Origin of the sequence: Pseudomonas triticicola (genome assembly GCF_019145375.1) — a bacterium.
Lineage (GTDB): Bacteria > Pseudomonadota > Gammaproteobacteria > Pseudomonadales > Pseudomonadaceae > Aquipseudomonas > Aquipseudomonas triticicola.
In genome coordinates this window covers 1,754,366-1,776,314 of sequence record NZ_JAHSTX010000001.1, presented here as the reverse complement: position 1 = coordinate 1,776,314, position 21,949 = coordinate 1,754,366, and the positions used below count along the sequence as shown (strand labels likewise).

18 protein-coding genes are annotated in these 21,949 nt (G+C 56.7%); 10 read left to right on the top strand and 8 right to left on the bottom strand.

Features of this window, described 5'->3' with window-relative positions; translation table 11 throughout:
* Positions 1 to 328: 328 nt before the first annotated feature.
* A complete protein-coding gene (locus tag KVG85_RS07930; RefSeq protein WP_217863494.1) occupies positions 329 to 1,303 on the top strand; it encodes an NAD-dependent epimerase in 975 nt (324 codons plus the stop codon).
* Between the two features lies 1 nt (position 1,304).
* Here KVG85_RS07930 and KVG85_RS07925 read toward each other — a convergent pair whose 3' ends face one another.
* Positions 1,305 to 1,514, bottom strand: a complete 210-nt coding sequence (locus KVG85_RS07925) for a hypothetical protein (RefSeq protein ID WP_217863493.1) — start codon at positions 1,512 to 1,514, stop codon at positions 1,305 to 1,307.
* Positions 1,515 to 1,608: 94 nt separating this feature from the next.
* On the bottom strand, positions 1,609 to 2,535 hold the full coding sequence (locus tag KVG85_RS07920) for an alpha/beta hydrolase (RefSeq protein ID WP_217863492.1): 927 nt from the start codon (positions 2,533 to 2,535) through the stop codon (positions 1,609 to 1,611).
* A gap of 110 nt (positions 2,536 to 2,645) precedes the next feature.
* Here KVG85_RS07920 and KVG85_RS07915 point away from each other — a divergent pair, with 110 nt between their 5' ends.
* A complete protein-coding gene (locus KVG85_RS07915; protein WP_217863491.1) occupies positions 2,646 to 3,551 on the top strand; it encodes a LysR family transcriptional regulator in 906 nt (301 codons plus the stop codon).
* A 140-nt stretch (positions 3,552 to 3,691) separates the two neighbouring features.
* Here KVG85_RS07915 and KVG85_RS07910 read toward each other — a convergent pair whose 3' ends face one another.
* From KVG85_RS07910 to KVG85_RS07900, 3 genes are all read right to left on the bottom strand, one after another.
* Positions 3,692 to 6,151, bottom strand: a complete 2,460-nt coding sequence (locus tag KVG85_RS07910; RefSeq protein ID WP_225926648.1) for a fimbria/pilus outer membrane usher protein — start codon at positions 6,149 to 6,151, stop codon at positions 3,692 to 3,694.
* A 197-nt stretch (positions 6,152 to 6,348) separates the two neighbouring features.
* Positions 6,349 to 7,098 carry a fimbrial biogenesis chaperone gene (locus KVG85_RS07905; protein ID WP_130899379.1) on the bottom strand — a complete coding sequence of 250 codons (750 nt, stop codon included), beginning with the start codon at positions 7,096 to 7,098 and terminating at the stop codon, positions 6,349 to 6,351.
* 68 nt (positions 7,099 to 7,166) lie between these two features.
* Entirely contained in the window at positions 7,167 to 7,769 is a 603-nt protein-coding gene (locus KVG85_RS07900) for a fimbrial protein (protein ID WP_129998636.1), read from the bottom strand.
* 325 nt (positions 7,770 to 8,094) lie between these two features.
* On the opposite strand from KVG85_RS07900, the gene KVG85_RS07895 reads away from it, so the two are divergent.
* From KVG85_RS07895 to KVG85_RS07870, 6 genes are all read left to right on the top strand, one after another.
* Positions 8,095 to 9,315: an EAL domain-containing response regulator gene (locus KVG85_RS07895; protein WP_024012832.1), complete on the top strand. Its 1,221-nt coding sequence runs from the start codon at positions 8,095 to 8,097 to the stop codon at positions 9,313 to 9,315.
* 174 nt (positions 9,316 to 9,489) lie between these two features.
* Positions 9,490 to 10,197: a response regulator transcription factor gene (locus tag KVG85_RS07890; RefSeq protein WP_217864949.1), complete on the top strand. Its 708-nt coding sequence runs from the start codon at positions 9,490 to 9,492 to the stop codon at positions 10,195 to 10,197.
* Between the two features lie 7 nt (positions 10,198 to 10,204).
* Positions 10,205 to 13,837, top strand: coding sequence for a transporter substrate-binding domain-containing protein (locus KVG85_RS07885; RefSeq protein ID WP_217863489.1), 3,633 nt, complete (start codon positions 10,205 to 10,207; stop codon positions 13,835 to 13,837).
* 102 nt (positions 13,838 to 13,939) lie between these two features.
* Positions 13,940 to 14,317 carry a type 1 fimbrial protein gene (locus KVG85_RS07880; RefSeq protein WP_217863488.1) on the top strand — a complete coding sequence of 126 codons (378 nt, stop codon included), beginning with the start codon at positions 13,940 to 13,942 and terminating at the stop codon, positions 14,315 to 14,317.
* Positions 14,318 to 14,625: 308 nt separating this feature from the next.
* On the top strand, positions 14,626 to 15,087 hold the full coding sequence (locus KVG85_RS07875) for a hypothetical protein (protein ID WP_217863487.1): 462 nt from the start codon (positions 14,626 to 14,628) through the stop codon (positions 15,085 to 15,087).
* Between the two features lie 114 nt (positions 15,088 to 15,201).
* On the top strand, positions 15,202 to 16,830 hold the full coding sequence (locus KVG85_RS07870; protein WP_073474635.1) for a methyl-accepting chemotaxis protein: 1,629 nt from the start codon (positions 15,202 to 15,204) through the stop codon (positions 16,828 to 16,830).
* 38 nt (positions 16,831 to 16,868) lie between these two features.
* On the opposite strand, the gene KVG85_RS07865 is transcribed toward KVG85_RS07870, so the two are convergent.
* Positions 16,869 to 17,453 carry a hypothetical protein gene (locus KVG85_RS07865; protein ID WP_056785683.1) on the bottom strand — a complete coding sequence of 195 codons (585 nt, stop codon included), beginning with the start codon at positions 17,451 to 17,453 and terminating at the stop codon, positions 16,869 to 16,871.
* Positions 17,454 to 17,783: 330 nt separating this feature from the next.
* On the opposite strand from KVG85_RS07865, the gene KVG85_RS07860 reads away from it, so the two are divergent.
* On the top strand, positions 17,784 to 18,740 hold the full coding sequence (locus tag KVG85_RS07860; RefSeq protein ID WP_056785684.1) for a fimbrial protein: 957 nt from the start codon (positions 17,784 to 17,786) through the stop codon (positions 18,738 to 18,740).
* Here KVG85_RS07860 and KVG85_RS07855 read toward each other — a convergent pair.
* Positions 18,735 to 19,094 carry a response regulator gene (locus KVG85_RS07855; protein ID WP_016774585.1) on the bottom strand — a complete coding sequence of 120 codons (360 nt, stop codon included), beginning with the start codon at positions 19,092 to 19,094 and terminating at the stop codon, positions 18,735 to 18,737. The genes KVG85_RS07860 and KVG85_RS07855 overlap by 6 nt on opposite strands.
* A 23-nt stretch (positions 19,095 to 19,117) precedes the next feature.
* Positions 19,118 to 20,557 (bottom strand): ATPase domain-containing protein, encoded by a 1,440-nt coding sequence (locus KVG85_RS07850; RefSeq protein WP_217864948.1) that lies wholly within the window; start codon positions 20,555 to 20,557, stop codon positions 19,118 to 19,120.
* Positions 20,558 to 20,870: 313 nt separating this feature from the next.
* Between KVG85_RS07850 and pstS the strand changes: the two genes are divergently transcribed.
* Entirely contained in the window at positions 20,871 to 21,902 is a 1,032-nt protein-coding gene (gene pstS / locus KVG85_RS07845; RefSeq protein ID WP_051600442.1) for a phosphate ABC transporter substrate-binding protein PstS, read from the top strand.
* Positions 21,903 to 21,949 lie beyond the last annotated feature (47 nt).

The following is a 21,949-nucleotide window of genomic DNA, read 5'->3' as shown; positions in this document are numbered from 1 at the left end:
TCAATTGCTAACAGTCAAAAACATTACCTTTCATCCGCTGATGATGGCAATCTAACGTAAGTCGTTGATTGGCAATGGTGAATTTTATTCGTCGGGTTTTTTAAACTTTTCGAAGTTGTTGAAGTCGCGCAGGTTAAATAGCGCGTGTGATAGCAAATTAGTTTCAATCTTACATCTTTCGGTTCGTAAGAAGTTTTGATTTTAGATGCCTCGCGTCGGATGCTGCTGGCCCGGACAACTAAGGTCGTCTATGAATAGTTACGGTCGTTCGCAGGTAAATGTTCGTGCTGCATATTCCTTGAAGTCAAACCGGTGAGCCGAGGCAATCATGAGTGTTCTGGTAACGGGTGCCGCAGGTTTTATCGGTTATCACACGGTCATGCGTTTATGTCGCGAAGGGCTCGAGGTTGTGGGTATCGACAATCTCAATCCTTATTACGACGTCACACTCAAACAGGCGCGTTTGCAGAGATTGCAGACGCTGGCCAATTTCACGTTCCAGCGGCTGGACATTGTCGATCAGAGCGCTTTGACCGCGTTGTTCGAACATGGCCACTACAAACAGGTCATTCACCTCGCTGCGCAGGCCGGAGTGCGCTACTCGCTGGACAATCCTGATGCCTATGCGCAGTCGAATCTGGTCGGGTTTCTCAACGTTCTGGAAGCGTGCCGTCGTCACCCTCCAGAGCACTTGATCTACGCCTCGAGCAGTTCGGTATACGGCGCCAATACCAAGATGCCGTTTGCTGAAGATGACCCGGTCGACCAGCCGGTTTCGTTATACGCCGCGAGCAAACGCGCCAACGAATTGCTCGCGCACAGCTACTGCCATCTCTACGGATTACAGGCTACCGGCCTGCGCTTTTTCACCGTGTACGGCCCGTGGGGTCGACCGGACATGGCGTTGTTCAAATTCACCGAAGCCATGCTGCACGGGCGCGCCATCGACCTCTACAACCAGGGCGAGATGGCGCGTGATTTCACCTATGTCGACAACATCGTCGAAGCGATTTTGCGCTTGCTCGACAAACCGCCCGCACTCAGCGCCGAGCGCGGCACCAATCGCCTGCTCAATATCGGTCGCGGCAGTCCAGTAGCGCTGATGAGCTTTGTCGAATGCCTGGAGCAGGCACTGGGTATGAAGGCGCAGCGCCGGTATCTGCCGATGCAGGAGGGCGACGTGCTGAAGACCTGGGCCGACGTGTCGGCGCTGGCACGCTGCATCGACTTCAGCCCGCAGGCGCCGATCGAGCAGGGCGTGCAAGCGTTCGTGCAGTGGTATCGCGAGTTTTATCAGGTCTGATTCAGTGCAGGGTGACGGCCCTGCGACTTTCACCAATGCGGATCCGGTCGAGGGCGCGGTTCAACGCATCCAGCGCATCGAGCAACGCCTTGGCCTCGGCTTCACGCCCGTCACCCCACAGGCGTTCGGCCATTTTGTTCAAGGCCAGAATGGTGCGTTCGATGTCGGCTGCGCTGGGGTTGCTGTCAGGGGGTGGTGGTTTTTTCGGCATTAAGGGTTCCTCGGCGGTCGGCAAACCACCATACCGCCAAGGCGCCGAGCTATACAGCCAGAAGTGTCGCCGATCAGCAGCGAATGCTGTCTGATCAGCAAGCCGCCCCAATCAACCCCGCCTCGATAAACCGCACCGAACTCTCCAGCGCCTGCTGCCCCTCGGCCAGCATGCCTGCGTAGAAATGCCAGGCGTGAAACATGCCGGGCCACACTTCGAGATTGACCCGGACGCGGTTGTCCGCCAGGTGATTGGCCAGACGCATGGCGTCACTGAGCATCAGTTCGTTTTCGCCGATCTGTACCAGAATCGGTGGCAGTCCGGTGACGTCGGCGAACACCGGCGACGCCAGCGGATGGTTGGCCAAGGTGCCGCCGAGAAAGGCTCGCGCGAGGATATCCAGCACGGGCTTGGAGTTCAGCGGATCAAGGCCTTCACGATTGCTCATGGAGACGCCGGTGTGTTCGAGGTTGGCCCATGGCGAGATGGACGAACCCACTGCGGGCAAGGGCAAGCCTTTGGATTTTGCCGCGACCATCACGCTGACCACCATCGCGCCACCCGCCGACTCGCCTGCGAAGGCAATCTTGCTGGCGGCGATGTTCTGCTCAAGCAACCACTCATAGGCGCGCAAAGTGTCATCGATGGAGGCGGGGAACTGATGCTCGGGTGCGAGGCGGTAATCCGGCATGTACACCCGCGCGCCGAGCATTTTTGCGTAGTTGCCGCCGATGCCGTGGTAGCCGTCAGGTCGACCGACGATGTAGGCACCGCCGTGGATGTACATCAGCACCGCGTCGGTCTTGAGTTCATCCGGAGTCACCAGCGTAGCGGGCACGCCGCCCATGTCGACTGCTTCAAATCTCACGCCAGCCGGTGGTTGATTCTGCCCGAGCATTTTTGCGTAGGCATCGCGGATGTCGCTCATCTTAGTGGTGGTATCGATACCCTTCAGCACGGGCACCAGATCGCTGAGGCTGTTGGCCCAGGTTTGCACGGCTGCTTTTACTTCAGTGTTCATATGACCTCGTTAGTGATGGCTTAACTAATCGAGATGTTATGCTCATGATTGGGGAATAGGGTTCCCCATAACCGGTGCCAAGCCGCTTGAATGCCAAACCCGGAGGCCTCATGGAACTGCATAACCTGAACGACATCGCCGCCTTCGTCGCCTCGGTGGATACCGGAAGTTTTACGGCGGCTGCCAGGCAACTCGGGCTGACCCGCTCGGCCGTTGGTAAATCGATCGTGCGGCTTGAATCGCGTTTGCAGGTCCGCCTGCTCAACCGCACCACCCGCAGCCTGAGCCTGACCGACGATGGTCGGGTGCTGTATGAGCGATGTGTGGGCATCTTGCAGGATCTGGACGAGGTCGAAGAGGCTTTGGCGTTCCGCCGTTCGACGCCCAGCGGCCGCTTGCGCATGAGCCTGCCGGTAGCACTGGGCCGGCTGCACGTTGTGCAGCACATCGAGCGCTGCTTGAGAGACTGGCCGTCGCTCGCCATCGACGCGACGTTTTCCGATCGGCTCGTCGACCTGATCGACGAGGGTTTCGATCTGGCGATTCGCATCGGTCCGCCCAAGGAAGACTCCGGACTACTCACGCGCACGGTGGCTTACCAGCAAATGATCACCTGTGCCTCGCCCGATTATCTGAATGAACATCCGGCACCGCAGACACCCGAAGATCTCGCCGGGCATGCGTGCCTGCACTTCGTCAGCGGCGGCCGATTGCTGCCGTGGAATTTTCGCGTCAATGGTCAGCCTGTGCCGGTCATTCATGCCGGACGGCTGCAAATGGACAGCGCCGAAGCCTTGCATCAGGCGACTGCGGCCGGCCTCGGTATCGCGACATTGCCATCCTATGTGGTCAACGATGACCTGCGCAGTGGCAAGCTCGTGCAGTTGCTCGCAGAGTACGCCGAGGCTGCCGAGCCGATCCGGGTGATTTATCCGAGCAAGCGACACCTGTCGCCGAAGATTCGGCTGTTTATCGACAGGCTGGTGGAAGCGTGGTCACCGGCGCCTTGGGAGTGATTGCCTGGTCATTGCAGCTGTTTTGCAAACTCCGATGTTATTGATGACGGCAATGTCCAAACTGTGCGCATTGAAAAGCCCTGAATCATCAGGGCTGTGTTCTGGCTGAGGGGGCGTAGAGTGACAAACTCGCGGTCGGTCTACTTCGCGCTCGAAGAGCAGGCCAACCGATATTGCTCGTAGTTCAAACCTTCGACCTTTTCCGGCAGCTTGTATGGCACGGGGCAGCTTTTGCCCTGCCACTTGATGGTGATGACACCGTGATCTTTGGTCACCAGCGCCAGGGCCTTGCCCGTCGGATCTGACAATGCCAGTTGTTTGCCGTCGCTATCCAACAGCACCGCGCCGAATGGAATCGGCTGGCCGTTGGCATCGTACAGTTCAAACTGGACGCGTCTGCCTTTGCTGCCTTCGAAGCGTGCAAGAACCACCGAACCTCGTCTTGGCACCAGTTGCTGGGTGGCATTGTCCAGCTCGATCTCACCGCCCAGGTTACGCGTGTCCAGCGTTACCCAGTTCACGCGGTACGGTTGCGCGTTAGGCAGAACCGCATAGCCGTTCAGGCCGGTTTTCACACCCGAATAGCTGCTGACTTCGACGCCCGACATGCCGGGGACTTCCACCAGGCCGAACGTTTCACCGACGGTCTGGCCCATATTGATGCCGCCGGCATGAGCCACCAGCGATCCGGCCGCACTCAGGTTCTGCGACTCATAGCCGCTGCCTCGGTTGTAGCCAAAGCCCAGATCGCCCATCGACGTACGGGTACTCAAACTGAGCGAGCCAGAGCGCTCGCCCTGGACGCTGCGCCCGGTCTGCACGGAATAGTAGGTGTCGCTGTCCTCGGTCAGATAACCATTGATCCCGGCTTGCGTGCTGGTACCGGCGTTCTGATGGTTACTGGAGACGTAGGCACGCGGTGCGCGTGGTGTCGATCCGAGCGGGAACGAAATTGAAACGCTTAATTGCGTGTCGTTGCTGGTGTCACCGCGTGCGCCGAATTCCTGGGTTTTGCTCAGGCTGATGTTGTAGTTCAGGTCGCGCCAATTGTTGTTGTAGCCGGCGGAAAAGCTGCGCGAGCCACCGCGATCCCAATAGCGCTGGTCACTGGCATTCAAATACAGCGAGCCGAACTGGCGCGCTTCGCCAAGGGTCTGGTTGACCGTGAGGTCGGTACGGGTTTTGGCATTGCCCGCGCGCCGCGTAGCGCCGGCGCTGGTGTCCTGCACATGGTCGGTCAGCGTGCGGTAACCCTCGGTCGAATAACGATAGGCGGCGAGGGTGAAGCTGGTATCGGTACCGGTGAAGGTCTTTGCATAGAGCGCGCGGACACTGCTGCCCTGGGTGGTTTTGCCGAATGCCTTGCTGGACGATTGCGTAACGTCCAGGGACATCGCGCCAATCGAGGTGTTCTTCGCCGCACCGATGGACAGCGCCTTGAAGCCGTTGCTCGCCTGAATGCCGGCAATGCCCGTCAGATTGCTGGTCAAGCCGTAGGCGAAAGTGCCCCCAAGGAAAGCCGGTTTGTCATAGCCCTCGCTGTTGTTGTTGAACTTGCCGCTCGACAGGCTGTACTTCAGTTGCCCCTCACGCACCATCGTCGGCAGGGCGGAGAACGCCTGCCGGGTTACCTTGCGCCGACCATCCGCTTCGACAATGGTGATCTCCAGGTCACCGTTGGAGCCCGATGGGTAGATATCACTGATCTCGAACGGACCCGGCGGTACATTGGTGGTGTAGAGAATGTAGTTGTCCTGGCGGACCTCGATCTTCGCATTGGTTTCCGCCACGCCACGAATGATCGGTGCATAACCGCGCTCACTGTCTGCACGCATGCCTTCATCAGAAGCGATCTTGACGCCTTGGTAGCGCACGCTGTCGAACAGATCCGAGTCGGAAAAGATTTCACCCGCGCTCAGTTGCCCCTTGATCGCCGTGAGGTCGCGCTGGATGAACGTGCGGTTGCTGACAAAACGATTGGGCCGGCCGGTGGAGCTGCTCAGGTTGGATTCGTTGCGCAGACGCCAGGCACCAAAGTTGATGCCGTTGCGCAGCCCCAGGTTATTGGAGATTTGCGTGGTGTAATCGGTTTTGCTGCGGGTGCTGCTCAGCTGGTAGTTGATGAAACCGGCGGCCACGCCTTGGTCCCAAAGCTCCGGATCTACATAGCCGCGCATGCCACGCGCCATGGCGACCTGCGGCACACTGATATTGAGGCGCAGGCGGTTGGCATCGAAATTGAGACTCGCTTGCTCGATCATTGCAGGCAGGTCGTAGTGATCGGCAGGGTGTTGCTCGTCAACCAGACCCTGCTCACGCAGTTTGCGCATGTCCACACCCAGCTGCTGCAACAGTTCCAGGGTGATGCGTGGCTCGACTTTGCCGTTGACCGGGTTGGCCGCGAAATCGATATCGCGACGCCCGACCAGCGTGCCGTTGCTGAACACGTCGACGCGGTATTGGCCTGGCAAGACGCTGTTGGCATTCAGCAACGGTTGCAGATCGACCGCCGATGAACCTTCAAGGAACAGCGTATTGAAAGATTCACTCGCCACTGCGGCCGGGGCTTCGGCGCCCACGGCGAATCCGCAAATGGCCATGTTGATAGCAAAGCACAATGGATGCAGGCAGCCCAACGCCGCTTTGTTTTTCTGGCGCGCAACATGATGCTTAACACAACTTTCAGATGTGTGGTGTTGGGAGGAAAACATGCAATTTGCCTTATCAGTCCGTGTTGCTTCAACCGGAGTCCGGAACTTGTGAATAGCTTGTAAGTTGGCAGGGTGGGGCGGGGGATTTACTGGGCAGAGGCATCTTTCACGCGCTCGGCATGGCTTTCGGCAACGCTTAGTGGTGCATCGAATCGTTGTTGTGCGCCGTAATCGTTAATTGCTGAAAAACTCAAATGCGAAGTACCAGCTGGCAGATCTTTCAGATTGAATGAGCGAACTTCCCCCGGAACGATCATTGTCGAATCAATTACCAATTCCGCTTTTTTCCCTGCAACGACTTTCAGATCCGCCAGCGACACGTGGTAGTTGCTTTGGTTTTTTACTTTCAGCACCGACTTGCCAGCCTGAGTGACCAATTGCCATGCAAGTTGCTCCGGTGCCTTTGCGGCATCACCGGTGAGTCCGTCCGGGCGGAAGAAGACCTTGATACGCTGACGTACCGCCAATTGCAGCGTGTTGACATCGGCAGCACTGGCCTGGGGGATTTCCTGCACGTTCAGCCATACCACCGACTCCTTGTCCGCAGGCATGCCGCGGCCTTCATAAAGAATCCTCAGTAATTGCTGTTGATTGGGCTCAAGTTTGGCCAGTGGTGGAGTAACTGCGAAAGGCGGTGCGCTGCCAGCCGTGTCGCCGGCATCCAGCCACGATTGCGCCAGAATGGTTTGTCCGCCGTTGCGCACGGTGACATTCGCCTCTTTGTGCGCGCCATCGAAGATAACCCGGGTGGAGCTCAAGGAGATGCTGGCGAATGCCGAGTGCGTCATCAACACCCCGGCAAGCCCCAGGCAAAGCGGAAAGTAGCGACTTAACATAGATTTCACCGATTAATCTGGTCGGGAAGGACGAGGCACAGCGGCCCCGTCCAGGTATTGCGGGCTGCTTATTCGTATTCGAGAACGAACGGCAGAGTGGCGTTACCAGTACCTGCAGTAGCGGTGGTCTTGTCGCCGGTGGTGACGTAAGCGGCTGCGAACGACAGGGTGCCGTCGCCGCCAGTGGTTGCGTCGCCAGTCAGGTTGGTCTGCACTTTGGCAGTGGCTTCGGAGCTCAGGTCGATCAACTGGCCATTGCTGTCCAGCAGGGCGATACCAACGCCTTTGGCCGCGTCTGCACCCTGCAGCTTGAGAACTTTCTTGCCATCAACCAGGCCCGAACCGCCATTGACGGTTGGTTTGAACAGCATCGAAACCTTGGTGCCGGCGTTGCAGTTCACTTTCAGGTTGAAATCGTTGGCAGCCACACGACCGGCGCCCGGGGCAGAGTCGGTGCCCATGTCCTTGATCGAAACGCTGCCCATGTCCACGGCAATCATCTTGTCGTTACCCGAAGCGCCGTCTACCGAGCAGGCGTCGTTATTGATAACGCCGGTGAAGCTGATTTGACCGCTGCCGCCCTTGACAGCTTTGGCGGCTTCTTCAGCCACTGCGCCAGTGGAGGCAGCCAGTACGGAAAGAGTGAGTACTGCGAAAGCGAACTTTTTCATGTTTATATCCGAAGTTATTGTGAAGTGCTGCATTGAAATGCCAGGCCATGTTAGGTCGGCGGTGGTGGTAGGTCTTTGGGATTTGTCTTAAAGCGTGGCAAATGCGATCACGCCAGCAATATCGCTTAACGCGTAACTCTATTTTCTTATTAGTTATTGTGGAGAACCAATTGAGACAATTCTCAAGGTTGCGCAGCCGTGCACTGGGTACTATTCGCTGATGCAGAAATTCTCAGTCAATGCAAAGTTTGTGAGCGAGCGTCCTGCTTGATAGTTGATCCAGACTTTCCACTATTAATGGCTGATAGAAAGAGGTTCTCGGTTAGTGAACACGCTTCGTATATTGGTATTGGAAGATCACGCCTTCCAGCGCACGGCAGCGGTCAGTGCGCTTAATAGTCTGGGGTACAAAAATATCTTTCAGGCGGCTGACGGCAAGGATGCGCTGGCTGTGATCTCCCAGGCAGGGGGCGTGGACGTTGCGTTGTGTGATTTGAGCATGGCCGGGATGGATGGTTTGACGTTCTTGCGCCTGGCGAGAGAGGCCGGTTTGATTCGTGCAGTGATCATCTGCAGTTCACTGCCTGAAGACTTGTTGCGCACGGTTGACCGGATTGTCACGTTGCAGGGGCTGGAATTGCTTGGCAGTGTCGGCAAGCCGCTGATGGTCGATGTGCTGGGGCCATTGTTGGCTCGTTATCGGCCGCACACTCCCGGCGATGCCAAAGTGGTGGAAAGTCATCTCGATCAGCCTTCGGAGAACGAAGTGCTCGAAGCGATACGCCGTCAGGAATTTCGCGCCTATTTCCAGCCCAAGTTTCATCTGCGCAGTGGTGAGGTGGATGGCGCCGAGGTGCTGGTGCGATGGCAGAGCCCCAGTCGCGGCTTGCTCTCGCCAGGCATGTTCTTGCCGACGATCGAGCGTTGCGGTCTGCTCGATGAGATGTTTTTCAGCCTGCTCACGCAAGGCTTGAGTCTGCAGCGCTTCGTCCAGTCTCACGGCAAGCCGTTCAAGCTGGCGTTCAATCTCGACGTGACGCAGATGGCCAATCCGAATCTTGTCGACCGGATCAAGGCGCTGTTGCGCATCCATGGCGCCTCGCCAGCTGGGCTCATTTTCGAGCTCACGGAAACCGGCCTGCTGCAGATGCCCGAGATCAGCATGGAAAACATGGTGCGTCTGCGCATGCTCGGCTTCAGTCTGGCAATCGATGATTTCGGTGTCGGCTATTCTTCACTTGAGCGGCTGTGCCAGATGCCGTTCAACGAAATCAAACTTGACGCCGGCTTCGTGCAGAATTTCCATCAGGCTCGGTACAGCGCGGTCATCCACGGGGCGTTGGCCCTGGCGCGGGAATTGGACATGCGCGTGGTGGCAGAGGGTATTGAAACCGCAGATCAGGTTCAGCATCTGGCGCGGCTTGGTTGTCAGTGGGGGCAGGGCTTCTTCTATGCTCGCCCGATGAATTGGGCGCATTTGGTCGACTGGCGTTTCGAAGGCCAGAAGTCGTCCTGGCGCCGCGCAATAGGCACATCCGACCGCTGATGTGAGCGGGCATTCTGACTTTTGGGACAAAGCCCTATTTCGTCACGCCTTTAAAACACTCATCATGTGCCGAGAAATCAATCAGATGCACCTGAATGCTTCGGTGATGCCCGGGATTTGCTGCGGTTGCCAAGTGCTGATGGTCCTCCAACCCTCCTCATCATGGAGCTGTTCATGCATTGGTCAGTCGTGAATCCGTTACGCGTTGCCATCCTTGATGATCATTCGCTCATACGTCTGGCGATGAAATCACGGCTGACGCGTGAAGCCGAGTTCAGTGTGGTGGGCGTGTACGGCAGCAGCGCGCAGTTGCTCGCCGGGTTGCGCGAGGTCGACATCGACCTGCTGATCCTCGACTACAAGCTGCACGATGGGGAGCTGGACGGGCTCAATCTGATCCGCCTGCTGCGCAAGCAATATCCGGGCATGCGCATCCTCGTCTCTTCCTCAGAAGAGCGCCCGGCAGTTGTGAACATGGCGGTCGGGGCGGGCGTCAGTGGATTCTTCGGCAAGTCACAGTCGGTCGATGACCTGATTACTGCCATTCGCTGTGCAGCGTCCGGCCAGTTGTACCTGTCTCCAACCATGGCCTTTGAGCTTGACGTGTTGCCAGCATCGATCGAAGAGCCCGCCGGTGCCAAAGACGAGAGCGCGGCGCACAGCGACGATTTCCTCAGTAATCCTCTGCTGTCACCTAAAGAGAAAGAAGTCTTGCGCTGTTGTCTCGAGGGGATGGGGGTGACGCAGATTGCCTTGAAGTTCTCGCGCAGTCGCAAAACCATCAGTGGGCAAAAACAGGCCGCTTTCAAAAAGCTTGGCATTCGTGGTGACGCAGAGCTGTTCAAGTTGCAGCACAGCCTGACAGCCGACAACCAGGGATAACACGCTTATGTTTCATCTGTTGCGCGGTGTTTTGCTAATCAGTGTGCTTTCCGTATTCAGTAGTGGTGTGTTATTGGCAGCAGAGCCGCGCACCTTGCAGGTGTTCGGTCGCTCGGACTGCAAGGAGCTGCAAGTCGATCTGGCCAATGAAGACTGGAGTTGGCTGCGGCAAAAGCGCAGCCTGATATTGGGTTCTGCGCTTCCGGATTTCCCGCCTTATGTCATGACCGCCAGCGGTACGCGCTATGAGGGGATTGCCGCCGATATCGCGTGCATTATCGGTCAGGCACTGCATGTTGAGATTACCGTCAAGGCTTACCCTGACCGGCGTGACGCCATGGCCGCACTTGAGCGCGGTGACATTGACATGTTGGGCAGTTCCAACAGTTTCGAATTGATCGATGGCCTCGTCACGCTCAGCAAACCTTATGTCGAAGACGTGCCGGCGATGTTCATGCGCGGCGATGATCGACGACCGATGCCGGCCAATCTGGCCGGTTTGCGTATTGCGGTTGCCGACGATTACCTGCCTTCCAGTCAATTACACGCGTTATACCCCAACGCCGAATTCGTGCTTTTTCCATCGAACGAGTTGGCACTGGCTGCGCTGGCTTTTGGCAAGGTCGACCTGTTTCTCGGCGATACGGTGTCGAGCAATTACCTGATCAACCTCAACTACTTCAACTATGTGCGGCTGCACTCTTTCGTCAAAACCCAAACCAGCGGTTTCAGCTTTGCCTTGCGCCGGGGCAACGACCAATTGCTGCGTCTGATCGATTCGACCCTCGAGTCGCTGGGTGATGCGAAGATTGCCGAAATTACCAAGCGCTGGTCGGGCGGCGGCGGGGCGCTGACGCCCAAACGCATTGACCTGACACCCGGCGAAGCACGTTGGCTTGAGCTGCATCCGGTCGCGCGGTTCGTGATCAATGACGATCAGGCACCGTTTGCATTCTTTGATGGTGACGGCAACTTTGGCGGGATCGGCGCTGATCTGCTCGAGCTCATCCAGCGGCGTACCGGCTTGCAGATCAATGTCGAGCGCACCGACAGCTTTTCCAGTCTGAGCACGCGTCTGCTGGATGGCAGCGCGGATATTTCTCTGCTGACACCAACGGTCTCGCGGGAAGTCGGCATGCGTTTCACTCATCCGTTCCTTGCCAGCCCCTTTGTGATCGTCACCACCAAGGACGCAGGCGCGCCTTCAAGCCTGCAGGAGCTGCGCGGCAAGCGCGTCGCAGTGCCCGAAAGTTCGGCTGAGCGTGAGCTGCTCAAGGACTACCCCGACATCGAGATCGTTGATAACGAAACAGTTCTGGGCGCCTTGGCTGACGTGAAGGACGGTCGAGCGGACGCGATGATTACCACGTTGCACAGTGCGCGCTACTACATCGCCCACATCTACAGCGACAGCTTGCGTATCTCCAACATCGTCGGCATGAACAAAGGCTTCCTCGCTTTCGCCGCTCGGCGTGCCGATACCGAACTGGTCAGCATTCTGAACAAGGCGCTGCTGAGCATTCCGCCGGATGAGCTGGACGTAATTCTCAACAGGTGGCGTCCCATTGCAGCGTTTTCGGGTTTGTCGTGGCGCGATTACAAGGCGCTGATCTACCAGATCAGCGCTGGCGCGTTCCTGATTATCCTGGGATCGCTGGCGTGGAATTTCTATATTCGCCGGCAGATCCGCGAACGCAGCCGGGCAGAGCGCTTGCTGGGCGATCAGTTGAAGTTCATGGGCGCGTTGATCAACGGCACGCCGCATCCCATCTACGTACGTGATCGGGAAGGTCGGCTTGTCACCTGCAATAATAATTATCTGCAAACATTTGGCCTGCTGGAAAAGGACGTGATCGGCAAGACCGTGCTCGAAAGCGGCAAGCGCAATCGTCAGGAGGCGTTGCAATTTCACGACGACTACCTGCGCGTCATCGAGCAGGACGAACCTTACGAGGTGGATCGCACGCTGCATGTCGGTGATACGCGGCTGATCATTTACCACTGGATCCAGCCGTATCACGACACGGCGGGTGAAGTCAGAGGCGTGATCTGCGGCTGGATCGATATCAGCGAACGCCGTGAACTGATCGAGGAGTTGCGTTCGGCGAAAGAGCTGGCTGACGAGTCGAGCCGCGCCAAAACCACGTTCCTGGCGACCATGAGCCACGAAATCCGTACGCCGATGAGCGCCGTGATCGGCATGCTCGAACTTACCCTCAAGCGTGCCGAGCAGGGACACTTCGATCGGCCGGCGATTGAAGTGGCATACGACTCGGCAAAAGGTCTGCTGGAACTGATCGGCGATATCCTCGATGTGGTACGCATCGAATCGGGCCATGTCAGCCTTTCGCCGAAACGTGCCAACCTGCGCGAATTGGTCGAATCCGTGGCGCGGGTGTTCGACGGCTTGGCCAGGCAGAAGAGTCTGGTGCTGAAGCTCGACATCGACGCCACTGTCGGCTGTGACGTATTGGTTGATCCGATGCGCTTCCAGCAGGTGCTCTCGAACCTGGTGGGCAACGCGATCAAGTTTACCGACACCGGTCATGTCAGCGTCTCGATTCGCGGCCAACGTCTCGCTGACGAACGCTTACAGGTCGACCTCAAGGTCGAGGACACCGGCATCGGCATTTCCAGCGCCGATCTGCAGAATCTGTTCCAGCCGTTTTCCCAAGCCAATCATGGTCCCTCCAGCAGAGGCGGCACCGGTCTGGGACTGGCGATCTCCCGTTCATTGTGCGAATTGATGGGCGGGCGGCTGAACATTACCAGTACGCTTGGCAAAGGCACCTGCCTGGAAGTGTCGCTGTTCTTCAATATTCTCAGCCCGCTTGGCGGCAAAGTGCTGCCTGTTTCGGTTGTTCAGGACAAACCGGTACCGACACTCAGGATTCTCGTAGTCGATGACCAGAGCGCCAACCGCCTGCTGTTGACGCAGCAACTGAGTTTCCTTGGCCAGGCGGTGCGTGATGCCGCCGACGGTGCCCAGGCATTGGCGCTGTGGCGCTCGGAACCGTTCGACATTGTGATCACGGACTGCAACATGCCGGTCATGAACGGCTATGAGCTGGCCCGCACCATTCGCCAGGACGAACGCGAAAGTGGTGGATCGCCGTGCATCGTACTGGGCTTCACGGCCAACGCGCAGCCGGAAGAAAAAGTGAAATGCCGGGAGGCCGGGATGGATGATTGCCTGTTCAAACCGATCAGTCTCGGCACCTTGTCGATCATGCTTGCAGGCTGGGAAAAAAATGTTGAAACCCAGCCATTTGAAAGCCCGCCTGCGGCGACTATCAAGGAGCTGGGTTCGATTCGCGAGCGTCTTGACGAGCTCACCGGGGGCGACCTCGACATGATGAAAGAACTCCTGCGTGAGGCACTGTCGAGTTGTGAAAAGGATCTGGAGGAGTTGCATTCGCTGATACCCGAAAGCGATCCTGGGCTGTTGGCTGACCTGGCGCACCGGATCAAGGGGGCGGCGCGCATTGTTGCCGAGCATCAGGTCATCGAGGCGTGTAACGAGCTTGAGGCCGAATGCGAAGCGCCGGTCATCGATGCTCTGGATCTCAATCGCAGCGCAGCGAAGCTGGAACATGCACAGGCTGATCTGATCAAGAAAATCAAACGGATCGAGCTGTAAACGTATCGGCTCATGACTATCCGACTGGCCTTGCATTGAAGCTGACGTTAAAGATCATTTTGCAGCGGGCGATACCTTGGTTAATAACCATGGAGTTTCGCGATGATCATTCGACGTCCTTTATTGATTGCCTGCCTTTGCCTGCTCGGTTTTGACACCGTCAGCGCAGCCCAGTCTGCGCCGGTCAGCGGAGTGATTCGCTTCAGCGGACAGATTGTCGAGACGAGTTGCATGGCGAGTGGCAGCAGCCATTTTTCTGTCGATCTGCTTGACTGCCCGCAAGCAAGCACCGGGCAGATTTTCACGGTAAAAAACGTCAGTGCGGCAGGGCGTGGTCAGCCGCGCCAGCAGGTGTTCGTGAAAATGATTGCCGATACCCATGAACAGGAAAAATACTACGACCAGCGTCTGCTGCTGACGGACAACAAGGGCCACCAGATAACGACCGGTAACTACGTCGTGACGATGACGCTGCCTTGATGGCTTGGAAAGAATGAATCTGCGCCCCTTGTTTCAAGGTTACTGACAAAAAGGGGCGTCACTAATGAGAATTGTCTGGTTCGCACAGAACCGTCCCGCGCTTCTGGCTTGTCGCGACTCCCCTGCGTTGCAAAATCCCTCCTTCAACACTTTCTGAGCCAGACCATGCGCCGATCGCGTGGGCTGTCGTCAAGGTGTGGCTTTTTATCAGCTATCCCTGCGTTCATTTTTGAGACAAGTCTCATATCAGGCAGGTTGGCCCTTGGTTATTTTCTTGAAAGGAAGAATGGAGCTGCCAAAGGTGTCCGATGTTTCTTGAAAATAACCGCAGTAGATCCTTGCGGATCCTGATCGCCGATAGCGATGTGCGCAGAGGTCAGTCAATCGAACAGCAGTTCAACAAGCTGGGCTGTCTCAGCGTCTTGAACGTTTGCACTTATCGTGACCTGAAAATACTGACGTATTACTGCCCTCAACGGTTGAGCCTGGTCGTCGTCAATGCTGACTTGCTCAGCGAAATGGCGATGGATCCGCTCGACTTTTTCGGGGAAAACCCGCTGATTCGTCATCTGCTGATTTTCAATCCCAACGATGATCACCAGTGGTCGAAGACCTTCTTCAACCCGCATCCGCAACGCTGGATGCGCCTGGTCTCGAAAATCAATCTGCCGCGACTGGCAGATTTTCTGATGCTGGCCGACCCGGCGCTCAAGGAAATTGCGGAGCCGGCCTCGACCAACTCCACACTCTCTCCGTGCGCCAACCGCTAGCTACCGCACCTTCCCGCGTTGATCCAGGTATGCGCCGAGGCGCTATACCGCAGCGCCGCTCTGCTGCCCACTCGTTTACCCCATTGTCTTGAATACACTCTAAGGTAAGGCATCATGCTGCTTCGTAAACTCAATCTCGCGCCGCGTTCGGCGCTGTGTTTCGGCTTGTTCTGTCTCATGATTATCGCGATCGGATTGATCGCTCTGCAGCAAGTCGACTTGCTCAACAAGGCAGAAACGTACGTCGAGACGACGATCGTGCCGAGTATCAAGCTGCTCGGCCAACTCGATCGAGAGTTCGTCGAAATCAAGGGCAACAACGCTCGCTTGCGCAATCCCATTGAAACGAGTGAGCGCAAAGCGCAGGCCCTGATTGACATCCAGCAGTCGCGTCAGATGATCAAAAATCATCAGCGTGCGCTCATTGACCTGCTGGCGACTGACGCCGGGCGCGAGGCGTTCGAGGAGTTTGCCAAAGCACAGAAGGTCAACGATCAGGCGCAAGATCAATACCTTGAAACAGTGGCGAACGGGCAGCTTGAAGCGGCCATTGCGCTGTCCAGGAATCAGATGCGTGCGGCGTCGGATGGCGTACAGGTCGCGCTCAAGAAGTTGATTGCTCTCAACGAGATAGAAGCTTATGAGGCGGGCAAGCAGGCCGACAATGTCTATGAGCACACGCTGTTGATCGTCAGTGTGTTCATTCTCATCGCGATCGGTGCTTCGTTGGCCCTGGCCGTGTTGTATACCCGCAGCCTGACGGTACCCATTGCAGGCTCGCTAAGGGTGGCGGAATGCATCGCCGCCAATGATCTGAGCGAAACCATTGCGCTGGATGGCTCCGATGAGGCGGCGCAAATGCTGTCGTCATTGGCGGCGATGCAAACCAGTCTGCGAGATGCCTTGATCATGATCCGTGATTCGTCCACGCAGTTGGCCGAGACCTCGGAGGTCATGCACGGCGTCACTGAAGATATCTCGCGTATCACTCAGCGTCAGAGCCATGAAATCGAAATGGCCGCCACCGCCGTCACTGAAATGAGTGCAGCGGTGGAGCAGGTTGCAGACAACGCCGCATCGACCTCGCAGCTGACGTCGGAATCAAGTGCGGCAGCCATTGCCGGTCGAAGTCAGGTCAGCGACACGGTCGCCGCAATCAACCTGATGGTGTCCAGCGTGCACAGCACCTCGGCTGAGGTGCAGGCGCTATCGACCATGGCGAGCGATATCAGCAGCGTGCTGGACGTTATCCGAGAGGTTGCCGAACAAACCAATCTGCTTGCCTTGAACGCAGCGATCGAAGCAGCACGGGCGGGGGAGGCGGGTCGCGGTTTTGCCGTGGTTGCCGATGAGGTGAGAGGGCTGGCGCAGCGTACTCAGAAGTCGACCGAGGACATCGAGTCCATGGTCAGCTCCATTCAGTCGGGCACCAGCCGCGCAGTTTCCTCCATGAGCCACACCCGCGCTCAGGCCGAGAGAACGCTCGAAATGGCCAATATCGCCGGCGAAGTGCTGACCGACATCACTGGCTCGCTGAATCTCATCAACGAGCGAAACCTGCTGATGGCAACCGCTGCAGAAGAGCAGGCTCAGGTTGCGCGTGAAGTGGATCGCAGCCTGATCAGCATTCGCGACCTTTCGTGTGAAACCGCTGAGGGATCGAAACAGACCGCAGTCGCATCGGCGGAGCTGTCGCAATTGGCCGCGTCGCTGAACAAACTGACCAAGGAATTCAAACTTTAATCAGTAAACGTAAAGCCCTGGCTACCAGGGCTTTTTGATCAGCGCTCGATCGGCGCAGCAAAGTCTTGCGCATGGGGTGCAGAGTCAGTTTGTGCTGGCGATGCGGTTTGTGCTGTCAACTGCTCAATGCAGCTGGCGAGTTGTTTTTCATAGCTTTCAAGTACCGCTTCGGCTTCAGCTTCGCGCTCATCACGCAGGCGGAAGAAATCGTCGCGATTGAGTTGGTCCGCAACAAGTCGGATGTTTTGCTCGATGATCGCGCACAGTGAATCTTCATCCTCTAACGCCGCGCTGGTCAGGGCTGCCTGTCGATTGTTTTCGAGTTCGGTTTTTGCGTGCTCAGCGGCCTTCGCCTGTTCCTTTGCGCTAAGCAGGTCGGCTTCCAAAACCTGTTTCTGTTCCGCCAGGCGCTTCAGTTCTGCGCTCATCGACTGGATTGCATCGGCGCGCTGGGTGAGTTGGACCTCCTGTTGTTGCACCACAGCCTTCAGTGGAAACAGTTCATTGAGTTGGTAGCCGGCGACCACAGTCATGGCGATCAGTGCCAGCGCAAGAATGGTCAGGCAGTAGATGGCGGCGTTGCTCTGGGGTTTTGAGCTATTGAGGGTATCGAGGGCTCTCACGGAATCGTTTCTCCTATCAAGAGTAGACAGTGTAATAACCTCGATTCGCTGGGCCTTTAAGACGAGTCTTAAATTGTGCTCTATTTGCGTATGTCGATAACGGCTAACATTTGTTAACGAATTCGCAGAAGGCTTCTTGTTTAAACCGACTATCTAAAGTTTCTTGTGGGTCCATGAGAATTGTCTTGTTTGCGAATAAATAAACTTTTTGCTCAAGCTCCTTTTTTTCATTATCGTCTGCTGCCGCTTTGGTGGCGTTTACTGCTGATAGTTCACGCAATCGTCCGCCATTCAAATGTTTGCAAACACGGCGAGTTCAGAGAGATTGCTATGAAGTTTTCCCATGTTTTAATTGTCGGTTTTTTGTATTTACTGCCATTTAACGCAATGGCTGCAGTTTGCGAATTTTATCCCGACCATTCCAAGGGCAGTGTCAGGGTGGTTCTTCCAGCCACGATCTCGGTGCCTCGTGACACGCCCAACGGCACGGTTATCTATGAAAGCCCGATCGTGACCCTGGGCGCCATACCCAGCTCATTCAGGTGCTCTGCGGTACACAACGAAGGTGTACGCAATACTGTCGGCGTTACTCAGCCGGGCGCGGAGATTTTTCCTATCGGAAATACCGGAATCGGCTGGCAATGGGTCCGACCGCCATCGGGGAAAGCGTGGAAAGGCTTTCCAGGAACTACCGACACTGCTGGCGGTTGGGGTTGGAATGGTTCTGAGCACATCTTGCGTTTTGTAAAGACGGGAACTATTTCCGGCAGTGCGACGATACCCTCAGGCCAACTTGGGACCTTCGTCGCTGCAGAGATCGAGCCTCTGGCAATGAATACAAATGGCACGCGGATCGTCTCGCAGTCTTGTGAAACACCTGATGTGAAAGTGGATATGGGCAGCTACACCATGAGCGATTTTTTGCAGAACGGTGATTATGCGAAGGAGAAATACTTCTTTCTTGATATGAAAAACTGTCCTCCCGGAATCAATAACTTCAGGTACTCCTTTTCGCCCACTGCGGGCAGCCCTGCATGGAGCGCTGATACCGGCGTGGTACACCTCAACAGTAATTCCACTGCCAAAGGGCTGGCATTGCAAATGCGCTTCAGTGACAGGACGATACTCAAGCTGAACCAGAATTACATAATGAAAGCGCCAACATCGAGCGGCGGTAATGCATCCGTTTCCTTGCAAGCCCGCTTCGTGCGCATCGAGCCTTCCAATGCGCAAATGCGAGCGGGCGATGCCAATGCCGAAATTGCCTTTGTCGTCGAGTATCTATGAGCCCAACAGCCTCTTTACCTCAGCCACAATCACCGCAATATCAAACGGCTTGGGCACCACCACATCAAACAGATCCGAACGCTGCATGCCGATGTGCGCTTGCGCGCCACTCATGAGAATGATCGGCAAGTGTTTGACGGACGGCTGGGCACGCACGGCTTCGGCGAATTCGAGGCCGTCCATGACTGGCATCATGAAGTCGGTAATAACCAGCGCCGGACGTTCTCTTTCCAGCACTTCGAGCGCTTTCTTGCCGTTGCTCGCGGTCACAGTCATGAAGCCCTCATCCTCAAGCGCAAAGCCAAGAATGTCAGCAATCAGATACTCGTCGTCGACTACCAGGATGGTGGTCATGTTATTTCAACCCGCTTGCAGACTTACGAAATTGAACCAGGCAATGACTCAGCTGTGACTGAAGGTTCATTTTTCAAAGCCTTTTCCAGGAACACATCTTGATCACGGATAACCACCTCGAACCGCGACGGGTTGTAGGAGCTATCGCGTACCTTAAGAATGGAAAGCGTCCTGCGAAGTTCAGCGTGATTTTCAAAGAACCGCATGAGGATCAGGTTGTCGACAATACTGGACAGGTCAGAGTTCGGTGCGCTGACCTCGGAGCCGAACAAATCGCGCATTTCCCAGGAGGCAAAGACCGTCACGCCTCTGGACCGCAGTTCGTTCATCAGTGCACTGAAAAAGTCGGTGATGCGTTCCGGTGTGGTTGACACCCGTGTCATGCCGCTCAGGCTATCGATGAACAGGCGCTTGATGCCTCTCTCATCGACCAGGCTCAGCAGGCGTGCGCCGAGGCCATCGAGCAAACCCTCCGTTGTTGGCTGCCAGGCAATGCTCAATGCGCCGCTGTGTTCCATGTGTTCGATATCAATGCCCAGCGAACGGCCTTTCAGGCGCAGGCGCTGCGGGCTTTCATAGAAACCGAAATGCAGGCCAGGCGTTTCGGCCGTAGATTGCGCGAGAAACTTCAGGCCCAGCGTGGTTTTGCCGATGCCGGAAGGACCCATGACCAGCGTGACGCTGGAGCTGTGCAAGCCGCCACCGAAGATCTTGTCGAGCGACGCAATGCCGCTTGGAATGCGAGTCATGTCCGCGCTGTCAGGGGCGGAAGGGCGCTTGTAGAGACTTTCGAGGCGCGGGTAGACGACCAGGCCGTTATCGGTGATTTCGCATTCGTGAAGACCGGTCAACGCGCCGCTGCCGCGAGTCTTGCGCAAATGAATGCGCCGTACCGAACGGGTACCGAACAGCTCTTCACCCATTTCGATGACGCCGTCGACCATCGTATGCTCGGGGCTGCCGTCGTCCAGGCGCGAGCTGGTCAGGAACAGCACGGTGCAACCGGCAAATGCGGCATGGCCTTGCAGTTCAGAGATGAATTTTTTCGTGTCGATCGGCGAGTCGGCTTTGGAGCGTGCATTGAGCAGGCCGTCGACGACCATGACGGTCGCCTTCTGCCGAGTGATTTCGCGTCGCAGCAGCTTCACGACTTCATCGAGGCCCTCGTTTTCCAGCGTATCGAATGCGCTGACAAACTGAATTTCGGCGCCGACTCGCGAGGCGTCGAAAAAACTCATGGTCGACAGAAACTGGAACAACCGGTCGTGCGACTCGGCCAGCAACGTGGCGACCAGCACACGGCCGCCGTTGCGGGCATGGTGAAACCCTAGCTGGTTGGCAAGGATGGTCTTGCCGGAGCCCGGGCGCCCTTGAATGATGTATGAAGCGCCGGCGACAAAGCCCCCCTGAAGCAGCGCGTCGAGCCCTTCGATCCCGCTTTGAAGGCGTTTTAGCTTTTCCACAATGCGACCCTGATCTGGATAAACAGGCTTGTTCAGCCGAATGAGTGAAATGCTAACGCCATTTCCGGTTGACGGCCATAAAGGCTGGGGAAAAGTAGCGTTTTTGCAATGTGAACCTGGCACGCGACTGCTCGGGATCAGGGGGTAGTGACAAGCCCGGCACGAGAAGATTCGATTTTTTGAAACCCGGAAGCCGATTACGTCCATAGGCGCTGCTGCGGACCATGAGGGTAACGGTTGCCACTTTGCTTTCATGAAATCGTCACAAAACTGCTGCAGAGTTCGGGAGCCCGTAATCACTAGGTGTCATTTAATGAAAAGTTTGATGAAGTCTGCTGCGCTCGCCATTGCGGTATCTCTTTGTGCCACCTCGGCCTCCTTTGCAGCAGAAAATGTTCGCCTGACGGGGTCCGGAGCAAGTTTCCCGGCGCCGATCTATCTGACCTGGTTCAAGGATTTCAGCAAGAAATCCGATGGCGTCACTGTCGATTACCAATCCAAGGGCAGTGGCGCGGGCGTACAGGACTTCTTGAACAAAACCGTGGATTTCGCTGCCAGTGACTCGGCAATGAAAGACGAAGATATCGCCAAGGTCGCCGAAGGCGTGCAGTTGCTGCCAATGACCGCCGGGGAAATCGTGCTTGCCTATAACCTGCCGGGCAATCCCAAGGGCCTGAAGCTGCCACGCGACGTCTATTCCAACATTTTCCTGGGCAAGATCACGCGCTGGAACGATCCGCAGATCGTCGCAGCCAACCCGGACCTGAAACTCTCCGATACGCCGATCACCGTTGTCGTGCGTGCAGATTCCAGCGGTACGACCGCGGTATTCACTAAGCACCTGGCAACCGTCAACGCCGAGTTCAAGCAGGCGTTGGGTGAGGGCAACACCGTCAACTGGCCGGCCAGTGACAAGTTCATCAAATCGCCGAAAAACGATGGCGTAACCGCTACCGTACGCCAGACCCCTGGTGCGATTGGTTACATCGAATATGGCTTCGCCAAGCTGGCCAAGGTCGACTTTGCGCAGTTGCAGAACAAGGCTGGCAATTACGTCGTGCCAAACGCCGAAAGCGGTGCCGAGGCCCTGGCGGCGGTGAAGATGCCGGAAAACCTGGTGGCCTGGCTGCCTGATCCGGACGGTGCCAAGTCCTATCCGATCACCTCTTATACCTGGATGATTTTCCGCAAGGACAATGGCAACCCGGCCAAGGCCAAGGCCATGCGTGAAATGGTCGAATACAGCCTGACCGAGGGGCAGAAGATTGCCGATTCGATGGGTTACATCCCGTTGCCGCAATCGGTCGTCGAACAGGTCCGCAAAGCGTCCGCCAACATTCAGTAACGCCGTGAGGTCTCTCTCGGCATGTGCGTCTGCGCCACGCCGGGGGA